The sequence below is a fragment of the Methanolobus vulcani genome (assembly GCF_900100715.1).
GTDB classification, from domain to species: Archaea; Halobacteriota; Methanosarcinia; order Methanosarcinales; family Methanosarcinaceae; genus Methanolobus; species Methanolobus vulcani.
Genome location: NZ_FNCA01000004.1, coordinates 218605 through 233336 on the forward strand (window position 1 = coordinate 218605; position 14732 = coordinate 233336).

The 14732-nt window shown below is 40.7% G+C and carries 14 protein-coding genes; 10 read left to right on the forward strand and 4 right to left on the reverse strand.

The window, feature by feature from the left end:
- Positions 1–156: 156 nt before the first annotated feature.
- The gene (locus BLP52_RS07700; RefSeq protein WP_091709894.1) at positions 157–1815 is read right to left on the reverse strand and encodes a DUF835 domain-containing protein; all 1659 of its coding nucleotides are present in this window, start codon (positions 1813–1815) and stop codon (positions 157–159) included.
- A 164-nt stretch (positions 1816–1979) separates the two neighbouring features.
- Between BLP52_RS07700 and BLP52_RS07705 the strand changes: the two genes are divergently transcribed.
- The 5 genes from BLP52_RS07705 to truD are packed head-to-tail and all read left to right on the forward strand — an operon-like array spanning position 1980 to position 6517.
- On the forward strand, positions 1980–2681 hold the full coding sequence (locus BLP52_RS07705; protein WP_091709895.1) for a DUF434 domain-containing protein: 702 nt from the start codon (positions 1980–1982) through the stop codon (positions 2679–2681).
- A gap of 24 nt (positions 2682–2705) precedes the next feature.
- Entirely contained in the window at positions 2706–3629 is a 924-nt protein-coding gene (mptN, locus tag BLP52_RS07710) for a tetrahydromethanopterin:alpha-L-glutamate ligase (protein ID WP_091709896.1), read from the forward strand.
- A gap of 1 nt (position 3630) precedes the next feature.
- Positions 3631–3978, forward strand: a complete 348-nt coding sequence (pth2, locus tag BLP52_RS07715; RefSeq protein ID WP_091709897.1) for a peptidyl-tRNA hydrolase Pth2 — start codon at positions 3631–3633, stop codon at positions 3976–3978.
- A gap of 25 nt (positions 3979–4003) precedes the next feature.
- Complete coding sequence (locus BLP52_RS07720; protein WP_091709898.1) at positions 4004–5182, forward strand: transglutaminase-like domain-containing protein; 1179 nt, start codon at positions 4004–4006, stop codon at positions 5180–5182.
- 21 nt (positions 5183–5203) lie between these two features.
- Positions 5204–6517 (forward strand): tRNA pseudouridine(13) synthase TruD, encoded by a 1314-nt coding sequence (gene truD, locus BLP52_RS07725; protein WP_091709899.1) that lies wholly within the window; start codon positions 5204–5206, stop codon positions 6515–6517.
- A gap of 76 nt (positions 6518–6593) precedes the next feature.
- On the opposite strand, the gene pyrG is transcribed toward truD, so the two are convergent.
- From pyrG to BLP52_RS07740, 3 genes are read right to left on the reverse strand one after another with little or no spacing between them, the layout of a single operon-like run.
- Positions 6594–8174, reverse strand: a complete 1581-nt coding sequence (gene pyrG / locus BLP52_RS07730) for a glutamine hydrolyzing CTP synthase (protein WP_091709900.1) — start codon at positions 8172–8174, stop codon at positions 6594–6596.
- A gap of 14 nt (positions 8175–8188) precedes the next feature.
- Positions 8189–8917, reverse strand: coding sequence for a DUF7524 family protein (locus BLP52_RS07735; protein ID WP_091709901.1), 729 nt, complete (start codon positions 8915–8917; stop codon positions 8189–8191).
- A gap of 19 nt (positions 8918–8936) precedes the next feature.
- Positions 8937–9128: a methytransferase partner Trm112 gene (locus BLP52_RS07740; RefSeq protein WP_238380759.1), complete on the reverse strand. Its 192-nt coding sequence runs from the start codon at positions 9126–9128 to the stop codon at positions 8937–8939.
- 132 nt (positions 9129–9260) lie between these two features.
- Between BLP52_RS07740 and BLP52_RS07745 the strand changes: the two genes are divergently transcribed.
- The 5 genes from BLP52_RS07745 to BLP52_RS07765 all read left to right on the forward strand — a co-directional run bounded on the left by BLP52_RS07745 (position 9261) and on the right by BLP52_RS07765 (position 14731).
- Positions 9261–10199 (forward strand): nucleoside recognition domain-containing protein, encoded by a 939-nt coding sequence (locus tag BLP52_RS07745; protein ID WP_091709902.1) that lies wholly within the window; start codon positions 9261–9263, stop codon positions 10197–10199.
- Positions 10200–10521: 322 nt separating this feature from the next.
- Positions 10522–10878, forward strand: coding sequence for a response regulator (locus BLP52_RS07750; protein WP_023844363.1), 357 nt, complete (start codon positions 10522–10524; stop codon positions 10876–10878).
- Between the two features lies 1 nt (position 10879).
- Positions 10880–11983, forward strand: a complete 1104-nt coding sequence (locus tag BLP52_RS07755) for a protein-glutamate methylesterase/protein-glutamine glutaminase (protein WP_091709903.1) — start codon at positions 10880–10882, stop codon at positions 11981–11983.
- 51 nt (positions 11984–12034) lie between these two features.
- A complete protein-coding gene (locus BLP52_RS07760) occupies positions 12035–14098 on the forward strand; it encodes a chemotaxis protein CheA (protein WP_091709904.1) in 2064 nt (687 codons plus the stop codon).
- Between the two features lie 15 nt (positions 14099–14113).
- A complete protein-coding gene (locus BLP52_RS07765) occupies positions 14114–14731 on the forward strand; it encodes a chemotaxis protein CheC (RefSeq protein WP_091709905.1) in 618 nt (205 codons plus the stop codon).
- Position 14732: the final 1 nt, after the last annotated feature.

The window sequence follows — 14732 nt, forward strand, 5'->3', positions numbered from 1 at the left end:
AGTGTAAAATAATATATATCTTTAATGATAGTGATAAAAATAGGAGTATGAAATCTAAATACTATCTGTTTTTGAACCTGTTTTTTCTCAATCCTAGTGCAACTTAGTATAGATATTTGACACTTTAATGGAATTATAACACTAGTATATATTTTTCTATAAATTCTTGTCCTGAGGAGGAGTGTCTCCGGTTACTGGCCGCATCCACCTTTTTAGAAGATGGAATTCCTTCTTCTCAAGAACATCGGGATCAAGCTGAAGCATCATTCGGGAACTTGATGCCATAATAGTATCATTGGTCTGTTCCAGCAGTTTGACAACCGAAAGGAAATCATTGTCAAGTATCAGGTACTCCAGACCATCCATAAGAACAACACCGTCTTCAACCTTATTTACAAAATCGGCTATTGTAGGATGTATCCTAAAAAGTTCTGTGGAATCGATTGACTGCTGACCTGACATTTTATTTTTGGTTAACCAGACAATAGGTGTTTTTGCAATACCGTACATGTTCCTTATCTTATCAGGATTCATTCTGGTAATACAAAGTCCGGGTTTTCCACTTTTGACAAGTTCGGAAAATGCATGGTAGCTCTGCCCGGGGTCTTCTGAACCTGAAAGGTAAATATATCCACTTTCAAGTTCGATGTCTGCCTGATCTGAATTTACTTCAATGTCTTCTGTGAGTGGGGTGATAAAAAGGCCCCTGAGCCTGGAACGATCCTGAAGAGTAATCACAAGACCTTCTGTTCCCCCGTCATCAGGAAGAAGAGAAGTTGAAACGTTCATGCGAACCTTTTCATCATGTTTTGTGTAGAATACCATTTCAAAGTCTTTCTTATCAGTGAACTCCAGCAAGTCTACATCATCTGCAAATTCCCTGATAGGTCTTGCAATTATCTCACTGACCTCATAACCCAGTAGATCCGCTGCATTCCTGTTAGCAGTAACAACCCTTTTCTTGCTGTCAAGGGCTAATATGGCAATTGGAGATGCCTTCAAAAGATTATCGAGATATTCATTAGCCCTTTTGATCTTGGATTCTGCATCTATCCTTTCTGTGATATCTTCACCGGAAACAAGCAGACCGTTTATGTTCCCTTCAGAGTCGTGAAGTACAATATTGGTCCAGCTCATTATCCTTTTCTGCTTGTTACTGTTAAGGAAAGGAATCTCAAAGTAACCTGTAGATACTGCCTGGGTCGAAAGCAGTTTCTCAAATCCTTTTCTGGCGTTTTCCCTGAAAAGTTCAGGAACATAACTCTCAAACCAGTCATTTCCAAGAATCTCATTCTCCCGATAACCCAGTATTTCGCACCCTTTCTTGTTAATGACTTTAACAATACCATTTTCATCAAGAACAAAGAGCATTACTCCTGCAAGATCCAGATAGTTCTGTGCCTGGTCCCTCTCGGATATAAGTTCATCATGCAACTTTTTTATCCTGAGAAGAGAGCCAACTCTGGTCTTGATCTCTAAGCGGTCCAGAGGTTTTGTAAGAAAATCATCTGCACCGGCATCAATACCTTTTATACGGTCTTCAAGGCTAGATAGTGCTGTAACCATGATAATAGGAATAAAGCGGGTCTTTTCAGAACCTTTCAGAATTTTACAGACCTCATAACCAGTAATATCCGGCATCATCAAGTCAAGAAGGATAATATCAGGGTTATGAGCTTCCACCTTTTCAAGTGCCTCTACACCACCATATGCTGATATTATGTCATATTCATGCATGAGATAAGCATCCAATAGCTTGACATTCATCGATTCATCGTCAACTATCAGTACTTTTCCCTTTTTATGCTCGTCCATCCCGGTCACTCACAAAGCCAATTGCCAATTATATTTAGAGTAAGAGAAATATATCCCAAAGTCACAACACTGTATAATATTTAAAGTATTTAAATAAAACCCGAATAACAATTAGACGTTAACTAGTTTAAAGAAAAAATGAATGTTATAATGACTGATACCTGATGACAGAGAACAGACATATAATAAAGAACCCTAAAAACAGGATCAAGTTAAGAACAAAAGCTGCAGAAGATATTCGTTACTTACTCGAAAGAGGTTATAGCAGGGATAGTGCCATTCGTTTTACGAGTGACCATTACAGACTGGACAAAAATGAAAGATATATAATGGCACGTACTGTATTTTCCTGTTCAACAGCCAGTTCACGCAAGAAAAAGAAACTTGATACTCATGGCCTGAAAAGCAGAAAACTGCTCGTAGACGGGTACAACGTACTTATCACACTGGAAAGTCTTCTTGGTGATGAAGAAGTCTGGATTGGAGATGATTCTTTCCTTCGTGATATAAGAGGCGTGTTCAGGAATCATTCAAATGGAGATACTACATTCCAGGCTGTTGAGAAAATGCTGGATTTCATTAAGAGATCAGATGTTGCAAGTGTTGAAATATTACTGGACACGCAAATGAAAAACAGTGGTGAACTTGCAGCTATCATAAGGAAACGCATGGAAGAACTATCGATCTCTGGTGATGCAAGGACATCGAAACATGTGGACTTTGACCTGAAGAACTGTTCATCAGATTATATTGTGGCTACTGCTGATGGTGTAATCATCGATGCCGTGAAATATGTAGTAGATATTCCAGGATGTATTGCAGCGGATCCACAGAAACTTGCAGGCAACAGTTCTAATAATCCATAGTCACTTAGGAAGCAAGGAAAGAATATGAAAAAACTGGGAATCGTTGTAACTGATCCGCATGATTGGACTGCTCAGGCACTCATGCAGGAAGCGGAGAGAAAAGGCTTCAAAACATATTATCCTGACCTTGGACAAATTGAAACATCCATTGGCAGTAGTGTTAGCCACAAAGCAGGAGAGATATGTCTTTCAGAACTTGATGCCATCATTATCAGGGATATGGGACCGGGAAAAAATGACGCACATGTATTCCGATTTGATGTCCTGAGAGAACTCGAACAGAGAGGCATACTTGTAGTGAATCCGCCGGCTGCTATACAGAATGCCGCCAACAAGTTCTATGCAAGTTGTCTGATGGCAGGCTCGGGTATTCCTACACCCAGAACTTTTGTAAGTCAGGAACTGGAAAAAACTATTAAGATAATTGATGAACTTGATGATGTTGTAATAAAACCTGTTTTCGGATACAAGGGAATAGGTATTAACCGTATAAAAGAAGGAATTGTCCTTGCACCTGATGGATCAAAAGAGAAAACAAATCCAGAAGACCTCTTCAATAAAATCATTGATGAAAAAGGAATGCTTTATATACAGGAATTCATAGAAAACTCTGGACAGGACATTCGTGCATTTGTTGTTGACGGCAAAGTCATAGGTGCTATTTACAGAAAAGCACCACAGGGCTGGTGGCTGAATAATCTTAGTCAGGGAGGAACGCCTCTTGCCTGTGAATTAACAGCAAATCAGGAAAGAATGTGTATAGACGCTGCAGAAACAATTGGAGCCATGTACGCAGGCGTTGACATTATCGAAAGTGACAAAGGATCTTTTATACTGGAAGTAAATGCCACACCTTCAGGAGCAGGTATCTATAAATCCCTGAATATCAATGTTGCAGAGCATATTATAACTGCAATATATAGCAGGCTGGAAAAAACGGGGCTTTAAAATGACTGAGTACAAACAATGCATTGTAATCCGGGACGATCTGAAACTATCAAAAGGCAAACTTGCTGTACAGGTTGCACATGCAGCAGTCTCTGCATCGGAGTGGGCTGACCGCTCAACTCTTGACAAATGGAAGGAAGGAGGACAGAAAAAAGTGGTCCTCAGGGTTCCAACATTAAAAGACCTCTTTGAGCTCAAAGAAGTTGCAAGAAGGCAGGGACTTCCAACTGCACTTATACAGGATGCAGGGCTGACCGAGATTGCTCCGGGAACTGTTACCGTACTGGGCATCGGACCTGCAAAGACTGATGATATTGATAAAGTAACAGGTAATCTGAAACTTGTCTGAGTTCTGTATTATTGGGGGGTTTAGCATGAAAAATGAGAAAAAAATGCAGATGCTCAAAATGACCTTTACGGTCTTCTTACTTTCAGGGGTCATACTGAGTTCCGGATGTATATCGGAATCTGTGAAAAAAGTAGAGGCTATCTTTGACCCCTCATCAGTAACCCTTTTTCAGAGTGAAGATTACTATATACTGGATGCCAGTGAGCTGACAATTCCCGTAGTTCCTTCTCATGACCTGAACATATATGATGAAAGTCCTGACAAATACACAGAGAAACTACCTGGTTTTGAATTATCCACCTCATATTATTACACCGAGTTCTTTGAAGGCACAGAAGCTGCAATTAGTGTATATGCACATAACATGGGAGATTCACCTGTTTACATTTATCAGTTCGGTTTTAAGCTGAAAGGGCAAGATGAAATTGTTTTCCACCAAGCAGGTGTTAACGTGGAACCTGGAGAAGAAGAACGTGTTGGAATCATATCCATAGATGTTCCTGAGAATGTCACACAAATGCAACTTGAACCTTTTATTTCACTCTTTGTCCAGACAGATTCCGCGAAATGGCACGATTACGAAGATCAGGAATTTGAGAAAATAAACATTGATGTATCCTATAAAAAGGATGCTCAGAGTCCAAAATACTCTACGAACCCGGAACAACTATTCATTCTTGTTAACGAGAAAATAGACCCCTATGATGTCCAGGTACGTACCATGGCAGCGGCTTCTGCAAAGAAATATCCTGGCCAGTACAACATATACCAGTTATGTCGCCTTTTCGATGACACGAAAGAGAAGATACAATACATAAGTGACCCGAGGGGAAAGGACCTGTGGTCAACTCCCGGAGATACAATTACAGTCGGGGCTGGTGATTGTGATGACTATGCTATCCTGCTGGCATCACTTATAGAAGCTATCGGAGGAACTTCAAGAGTCTATCTCACGGATACTCATGCTTTCGCAGCAGCATACATTGGAAACGATACAGAAAACATTGCAGATGCCATCGGAGAATATTACGGACCGGTACCTATCTATTATACTACGGATGAGTATGGCTGCTGGCTCATGATGGACCCAACATCGAGCATCTATGCCGGCGGACTTCCCGGAGGAACAGCACCAACTGAAAATGGATGGACTTTCCTCAATACCAGCACAGTAACTGTGATCGACATAGCTCCTCAGGTTTAGGAAAAGAATGGATGATAATAGATGATACCGGAAATTGAAAAGAAGATGGGAATCGAACTTTATAGCACACATACCGAAGGCATAGGTGGTGTGCTCAGGCAGGAGCCTGAAGATTTTATTGTCAAAGAGATAACAAACCGTGAAGAAGGTGACAGTGGTAAGCACCTCATACTTGAACTTACAAAAACAAACTGGGACATGCACCATCTTGTAAGGGATATGTCACGTAAGCTTGGTATCAGCCAGAAAAGGATCGGTTTTGCAGGCACAAAAGATAAAAGAGCTAAGACCACCCAGAAGATCAGCATTTACGATGTTTCTGAAGAGGATATTGAAAATTTCTACCTCAAGGATGTAAATCTGAAGGTTATCGGAAGATCAAATAGATCCATCGGACTTGGTGACCTTTATGGAAACGAATTTATCATTACTGCCAGGGACATTGACATCAAATCTGATGAGCTTAACAAAACTCTTGAAGCTACCACAAAAGAAATCGATGAATATGGAGGTGTTCCTAACTTTTTCGGTGTTCAGAGGTTTGGAGCTGTAAGACCCGTTACCCATCTTGTAGGTGAACAATTGCTTCGTGGAGATGCAGAAAAAGCTGCCCTGATATATATCGCAAAATCATTCCCTGATGAGATTGATGATGTAAAACAAGTCAGGAATTTTGTGTGGGAAACAAAGGACTTTGCTGAAGGACTGAAAACATATCCGCTTCGTCTCAGGTATGAGAGAGCAATGATGCACTACCTTGTAGAGAATCCCGGAGATTACGCAGGTTCTTTCAGTGTGCTTTCCCCTAACATAAGGAAGATGTTCATACATGCCTACCAGTCATATGTGTTCAACCGCATTATCTGTGAAAGAATAGAAAAAGGACTTCCACTGAATGTTGCTTCTTCTGGAGATATTATATGTTTCAGGAACAAAGAAGGACTTCCGGACACAACTAAGATGCAGGCAGCAACAGATGAGAATGTTGATGGCATGAACAATCTCCTTAAAAGAGACAGGGCATTTATAACTGCACCACTTGTCGGATACGAAAGTGAGTTCGCTGCAGGAACTCCTGGTGAGCTTGAAAAGAATGTATTCCATGAGACAGAAATGTCACAGGAATCTTTCAGGATGAAAACTATTCCTGACCTTGCATCAAAGGGGCTTCGCAGGGAAATACTGCTTCACTGCAAACCTGAATTTGTTACAGCAGAAGACGAACTCAATCCAGGAAAAAGCAAAGTCACACTTACTTTTTCCCTACCAAAGGGAAGTTACGCAACAACAGTCCTCAGGGAATACATGAAGACTGATCCATTAAAAATGAGTTAGGCCCACAAATGTGGGCTTTTTTGGTTTATATTAGTTTTCAGAAAAAACCTTTTCTGACCTTATTTTTGTGATAGCATCAGAGCATAGACTCAATGAAAGCCTTGAATGGCGGTGAAGGTCTTCCAGGTCTTGATTTGAATTCAGGATGGAACTGTGATGCGAAGAAGAACTTCTTGCCAGGGATTTCAGCGATTTCCATTCTGTTGCGGTTCTTGCCGGAAAATACCATTCCGCTTGCTTCGATCTTCTCAACATAGTTTGGATTGACTTCATATCTATGCCTGTGGCGTTCCACTATTTTGGACTGACCGTATATCTTCTCTGCCAGTGAACCAGATCTAAGGTCTGCATCATAATCTCCAAGACGCATTGTTGCACCCATGTCAACCACATTTTCCTGTTCAGGAAGAATATCAATTACCGGATAAGGAGTATCCTCATCGAATTCTGTGCTGTTGGCATCTTCAAGGCCTGCAACATTCCTTGCAAACTCGATAACAGATAACTGCATTCCAAGACAGAGACCAAGATATGGGATATCGTTCTCCCTTGCAAACTGGATTGCCTTTATCTTACCTTCTGTTCCTCTTTCACCAAAACCACCTGGTACAAGAATACCATCATACTCTGAAAGTGAGGTAACTGTTTCAGGATGTTCTTCAAAGGTCTCAGCATTTATCCAGCAGACATCATAGTTGACACCACATTCTATTGCAGCGTGCTTGATGGATGCACTGATACTGAGATATGAATCCTCAAGGTGAGTATACTTTCCTACAATACCAATCTTCACTTCACCTTTAAGATTGTTCATCCTCTCTACCATTTTAGCCCATGAATCATCTTCTGCTCCTGTAGAACTGAGCTCAAGATGTTTCATCAGGTAGTCTGTCAGTCCATATTTCTCAAGCATCAGAGGGACTTCATAAATATCCTTTGCATCATGGGCACTTATTACGGCCTCTTCCGGAACATCACAGAAGAGTGATATCTTGGAAACTGTAGCCTCAAGAAGTGGTTCAGGACATCTGGTCACTATAATATTGGGTTTAAGACCAAGTTCTCTCAATTCTTTTACAGAATGCTGTGTTGGTTTTGTCTTCTGGTCACCCTGAGGGTCCATTGGCACAAGTGTCACATGCACAAAAGCAAGGTTCTCTTTTGGCTCTTCTCTTGACATCTGCCTTACAGCCTCAAGGAAAGGCATGCTCTCAATGTCACCAACAGTACCACCTACCTCGATCAGACATACATCAGCACCGCTCTTTGCAGCAACCCTGCGAATGCGGTCCTTTATCTCATTTGTGATATGAGGGATTATCTGCACGGTCTTACCAAGGTACTCGCCTCTGCGCTCCTTGGAGATCACAGACTCATAGACCTTACCTGTTGTCAGGTTATGTTCTCTTGTAAGTTCGGTATCAAGGAAGCGTTCATAGTTTCCAAGATCAAGGTCCACTTCTCCTCCGTCTTTAAGGACAAAGACCTCTCCATGCTGGAACGGGCTCATAGTACCTGCATCAATATTGATATAGGGGTCGATCTTTATGGCTGTGACCTTGTAGCCCTTGTTCTTCAGGTTCCGCCCTATTGAAGCAGTGGTTATTCCTTTTCCAAGACCACTCATTACACCGCCGGTAACTATGATATATTTCATATTATTCACCTTGATTATCTTTTAGATTTAGGAAGTCTCATTAATAGATAAGCCATCAAAAATGTCAGTATGATCGAATAGAGAACAGAATTATAGAAACTAAAGAACTGTTCAAGATCAAGTGATAGTATAAATGAAACGAATAAAGCAACTAATAACAGTAAAATAACAAATTTGAGGATTCCACCTGAATATGGGGAAATTGCCTTGAAAGCAGAATTGAACATTTCAGCAGAAATGGATGGAAGCTGAGCACTCCAGTGATCCTCTGCGAACATGGAAGAAGACTTTGATGATCGGGATGATTTAGAAGTTTTTGATGCTTTTGAAGGTTGTTTTGGTTTCTGGGAAGACGCAGGTTTGTAAAGTGATTCATCAACATCAACACTAAAATTGGCCTCGTTTGGTCCCGGATGACCAAGATTCAGGTTAAACCCTTGTCTTTTTGAACCATAACCTACAGTAATATATACCTGGCCTTTTGTGTAGAGCCTGCCATCATATGGAATTCGTGCTATCAAAGGTATATATTCCTCATGTTTAACATAAGGATTGTCTTCAAGAACTGTGATATTTTCTCTCAAAGCATCGCTTACAGAAAGATTGACATGCGTGGGAGCGCCGTAATTTATAAGCACAACCTCAAAACTGCGTTCCTCGCCGGGAGATAATGGTAACTCAACAGTATCCGTGTCGAATTCAATAGAATTTACTCCAAGTCTGTTGATATGAACCTGCTGCAATTAAAAATCCTCACCGGTTTCATTCCCTGAGATCAGGTGGAAGCATATTTGGAATACCTTCCTCTATGGGATAGTACTCGTTACAAACAGAACAATACAGTGTGCCTGAAATTACCTCGTTAGCATCTTCCTTTTCGATGTTCAGGACAAGGTCTCCTTTGCAAATCGGGCAGGCAAGAATATTCATAAGGTCTTTCTTCAGCTTAATCACCACCTTTCAATACGTTACAATAAATATAAGGTTTTTCTATCACCTAAACTATAAAAATGAAACAGGTTAACCAGAAATAACAGCATGAATGAAGAGATAGTTTAATTTACAACCTGAAATGTACAATATTTCATGTTCTCGATCTTTCTGAAAGTACTGGACTTTGCCATTCCTATTCTTATTATGATCTTTGTAGGATTGTTCGGTACCGGAATTCTTATCGAGCTCGGTTTTATGCAGAAGTTCTCCGGTCTTGTCAGGCCTCTTTTTAAGTATACGAATCTCCCTGACACATGTGCATCCTCATTTCTTGTTGCAATGGGGTCAACTGTTGCTGCTAATAGTATGGTTGTCAACTTCAAGGAAAATGGATGTATCAACGAAAAAGAGACAATGTTATGTGCTGTGCTAAACAGTACTCCTGCATACATAAGGGAAATTATCACATACCAGATTCCTATTGTCCTACCTGCACTGGGACCCATAGTTGGCGGCTTCTACGTAATGGTATTCATAATCACAGCAATTGTGAAAATTAGTGCAGTGATCATACTAAGCAAGATATTCCTTGAAAAGAACAATTGTATGTACGATGAAAAAGTTGCTGATAAAAAGGTCACTTTGACTGAGGCTATCAAAAAATCCCTTAAACGTAATAAAAAGTTGTTCAAGAAAATAGCTATTATCTACTTATCAATGACAACACTTGTATTCTATCTCAAAGAGAACGGTGCATTTGAGATCTTCAGCGTGCTACCCCTGGCAGACATATTCGGTATTCCTTCGGAAAGTATAGTGCCACTTACAAGCTATGTTGCAAGTCCTATTCTAGGAATATCCCTTCTTGGACCAATGATCAGTAACAACGGTATTTCTTATGTCCAGGCAATGATAGTACTAATGCTTGGAAGTATGTTCATGCTTCCGTTATTCAGTATAAGGACATTGTTACCAAGATACGTATCTATTTTCGGTCCGAAAACAGGTGTAAAGATCGTGGCATTTTCAACCGGGATCAGTGTAATTGTCAGGTTCTGTTTCCTTATTATTTTACTGACAATCGCGAATTAATTAAGGGATTTTAAATACTGTTTTTTGTAGGAATATTATAGTCCGACCCATATTTAGAGATTAATATATAACGAGAAATATTATATACTAGTCACAATATAGTTTAATTGCATAATTTGCACAGACCATATTTTTTAGCCCGCATAGATATGGAATTATAATTGTGATTTGTCTATATAAATATGGGAATTCAAAACAACAATAAATTAATATATTATATTACACACTATATAATAACGTAGAAATACAATCCATATTCTACTCAAATATCGTGCAAATTTTGCACATGTTATGCAATACCAAACATGGGAGATATGAACAAATGGTAAAAGTAATGATTGTGGATGATGCTGCCTTCATGCGCATGGTCATCAAAGACATATTAACAAAAAATGGTCATGAAGTAGTTGCCGAATGTGTTGACGGGCTTGATGCTGTAAACAAATATCCGGAGGTAAAGCCTGAGCTCGTATTCATGGATATTGTCATGCCAAATATGGAAGGAATCGATGCTCTCAAAAAGATAATGGAAATGGATCCGGCTGCTAAAGTAGTCATGTGTTCATCCATTGGACAACAGTCGGTTGTCACCGATGCACTCAAAACAGGTGCACTGGACTTTATAGTCAAACCATTTGATGCAGCAAAAGTTCTCGAAGTAATTGGAAAAGTAATCTAACATGACTATCAATGCACTTGTGGTCGATGACTCCGCACTCATGCGAAAGGTCGTCTCGGATATCCTGAAAGAAGACCCTGAAATAAACGTAATAGCTACGGCCAGGAACGGTCTTGAAGCTGTTGAGAAGGTCGAACAACTCAGGCCGGATGTGGTGACCTTGGATATTGAGATGCCTGTACTTGACGGATTGCACGCTCTTGGATACATCATGAGCGAATGCCCAACTCCGGTAGTCATGTTAACGGCGGTCGACTCCAGGTCTGCGGAAAGTACACTAAATGCATTCGAATACGGAGCAGTAGATTTCATTCAAAAACCTTCGGGAAGTATAAGCGTTAACATTGCGGATATTGCTGATGAGATCCGCAAAAAAGTAAAGATGGCTTCAAAAGTGGATCTGAAGAAACTCGGATTCATGGAAGAACACGTGAAAATATCCCGGGAAAACAAAGGTAAGCCTTTGCCAGCTAAACCAAAGAAAACTATTTCAAAAAGCATACACCACGCAAGCGGAAAGATCATTGCCATCGCATCCTCTACAGGTGGCCCTCGTGCTCTTGAACAGGTAGTCCCTAAATTACCAGGTAATCTGAAAGTACCCGTAGTAATTGTCCAGCATATGCCTGCAGGATTTACAGCATCCCTGGCACAAAGATTGGACGGGCAGTCTGCCCTGACAGTCACCGAAGCCAAGGAAGGAGATGTACTCAATCCAGGACATGTCTATCTTGCACCGGGAAATTACCACATGGAAATTACATCTGTTGAAAAAGGTGGAGTTCACCATGAAGTTGTGACACTCAACCAGAAACCCCGTGAACAAGGAGTAAGACCTTGTGCCAATATTCTCTTCAAATCACTTGTGCCTATCTATGGATCTAACATAATATCAGCAGTTCTGACTGGAATGGGAGCCGATGGTGCCGATGGAGTTGAAGAAATTAAAAAAGCAGGTGGAAAAGCAATTGCTGAAGATGAAAGGTCATGTGTGGTATATGGTATGCCTAAAGCAGTTGTACAGAGAGGACTTGCTGACAGTATCGTGCCTCTTGAAAAGGTTTCTTCCGAAATAGTACGAATGCTGAATTCATCCGGTGATTGAAATGTGTTTGGAGAATAAGAAGATCATTATGATCTCAGGGTTGGTGTGACCATGGATATGTCAGAATACAAAGAAATATTTAAAGCAGAATCAGAAGAACATCTGCAACAACTTAACGATTCACTACTGGGGCTTGAACAAAACCCCAATGATCTGGAATATATCAATACCATGTTCCGTTCAGCGCATACCCTGAAGGGAATGTCGGCTACAATGGGTTTTAGCACAATTGCAGAGCTTACTCATGAAATGGAAAACCTGATGGACATGGTTAGGAAATCACAGGTTGAAGTGAGCAATGGATTAATAGACATTCTTTTTGAATGCCTGGATACGCTGGAAGCCCTCGTTGAAGCTGTTGACAGTGGAGAGGAAGTAGACATTGCACATCTTCAGGCAACTCTTGCACAGGCTATGGAAGGAACCATGCCGGTACAGGAGATCAAGGGATCTGTAACTGCAAGTATCGATACCATTCAAAATGAGATTGGTAAGGAAATTCCCGAAAATACAGCAGATGCAGAAACAAAGACAGACGTTGCTCCTGTTATCGACAATGTTGAATTGTCAGATAATGAAAAGCAAGCGATACAGGATGCCATAGATGAAGGTAACCGTGTAGTATCACTGAAAGTTATTCTTGATGAGTCATGCGTTCTGAAATCTGCCAGATCAACACTGGTACTTATCAATGTATCCAAGATGGGAGAAATAATAAAATGTGTCCCAACTGAAGCTGAACTTGAAGATGAGAAATTTGATCTGGAATTTTCGGTAATCTTCGCAACAAAGTCAGCAGATGAGGATATAGTGGGTACTATTAAAAAGATCTCAGAGATTAAGGATGTAATTCCTACAACAGTTGCTGAAACTTCAGGAGTTGAAGAAAAGCAGCAGGAAAAGAAATCAGAAGAAACTGAAGAAAAGAAAAATACTTCTGCTGTTAAGAGATCAGATGCTGTCAAGAGCATACAGAGTGTAAGAGTTAATATAGAACGCCTTGACAACCTGATGAACCTTGTAGGAGAACTTATTATCAACAAGATCAGGCTGAATCAGCTTGCATCTGACCTTAATGCAAAGGATCTGGATGAATCCCTTGCAAACCTTGACAGGCTTACAAATGAGATCCAGACCGAGGTAATGGAATCAAGAATGGTCCCAATTGACCAGATATTCAGCAGATTCCCGAGAATGGTACGAGACCTTGCAAAGTCTGAAGGAAAACAGATCAATCTTATTATTGAAGGTAAAGAGATCGAACTGGACAGGACCGTACTGGATGAGATCGGCGATCCACTGGTTCACCTTCTAAGAAATGCTGTAGACCACGGAATCGAATCCGAACAAGAGCGTAAGCAACTGGGAAAACCTGTAGCAGGTCTTGTAAGACTGGCAGCTTCACGTCAGAGGAACAGTGTTCTCATCGAGGTAGAGGATGACGGTAAAGGAATGGAACCTGGACATCTGCGGGACATAGCTGTCAAAAAGGGCCTTTTGACCAGAGAAGAAGTTGATAAGTTATCAGACAACGATGCACTGAATCTTATATTCATGCCTGGTTTTAGCGGAGCAAAGGTAGTCACCGATATCTCTGGAAGAGGTGTCGGGATGGATGCAGTCAAAACAAAGATCGAAGCTCTGGGAGGAAGTGTAAAGATAAGTTCCGTACCGGGCCAGGGTAGCATAATGAAACTACAATTACCGTTGACAGTTGCGATCATTCAGTCACTCATGGTTACCGTAGCCGGTGAAACTTATGCCATTCCTCTTGGAAATGTAATCCGTGATGTAGGAATTAAAGCCAGCGACATAAAGACCATAGAAGGAAAAGAAGTCATCATGCTCAGGGGAGAAGTGCTTCCATTACTAAGATTGCATGATGTACTTGAATGCCCCACCGAAGAGGAAGAAAAACAGAATCTCATCGTTGTGGTTGTAGAAAAGATGGGAAGTAACATCGGACTGGTAGTTGATGACCTTCTTGGACAGCAGGAAGTTATCATCAAGACACTTGATAATAAGCTTTTGAAAAATATGAAAGGATTCGCAGGTGCAACCATCCTGGGAGATGGAAGTGTTGCTCTTATCCTTGATATTGCTACATTGATCTAAAGATGAGGGAATAATATGACAGAATTGGACGAAATGGCAAGAGGAGCATTTCAAGAGGCCGGAAATATTGGAATGGGACATCTGGCCACTTCACTTTCAAAAATGGTGAACAGGGATGTGAAAATCGATATCCCTGTAGTAGAAATGCTCAGTCTGGATGAGATAATCGCAAAAAGCAATGAAGAAGGCAAGAACAAGAGTGTGGTTGGAATTCATCTTCACATTACAGGTGACGTGTCAGGAGGAACCCTCATACTACTCCCTAAGTTCTCAGCACTATCATTTTCAGATCTGCTGATGAAAAAATCAATTGGATCCACAAATAAGATAGAAGAGCCGCAGATCAAAAAGCTCCGCGAAATGGGAGTAAATCTTTGCAGCGCTTATATGCGTGTTGTAAATGAATTCCTTGGAATAAATCTCAACATTGGAAATCCCAGCATGGAAGTTAACATGGAGGGAGTAGGAGATTTCATCAAACAGGAAATTGGAGAACTTGCGGACCAGTTCATAGTAGTTAAAGGTGAATGTCTGATACCTTCTACAAACTCAAAGAACGAATTCAACATGCTTTTTGAACCCGGTGCCACGGATGTAATTATGGCAGCTATCATGAAGAAAATGATGGGATAAG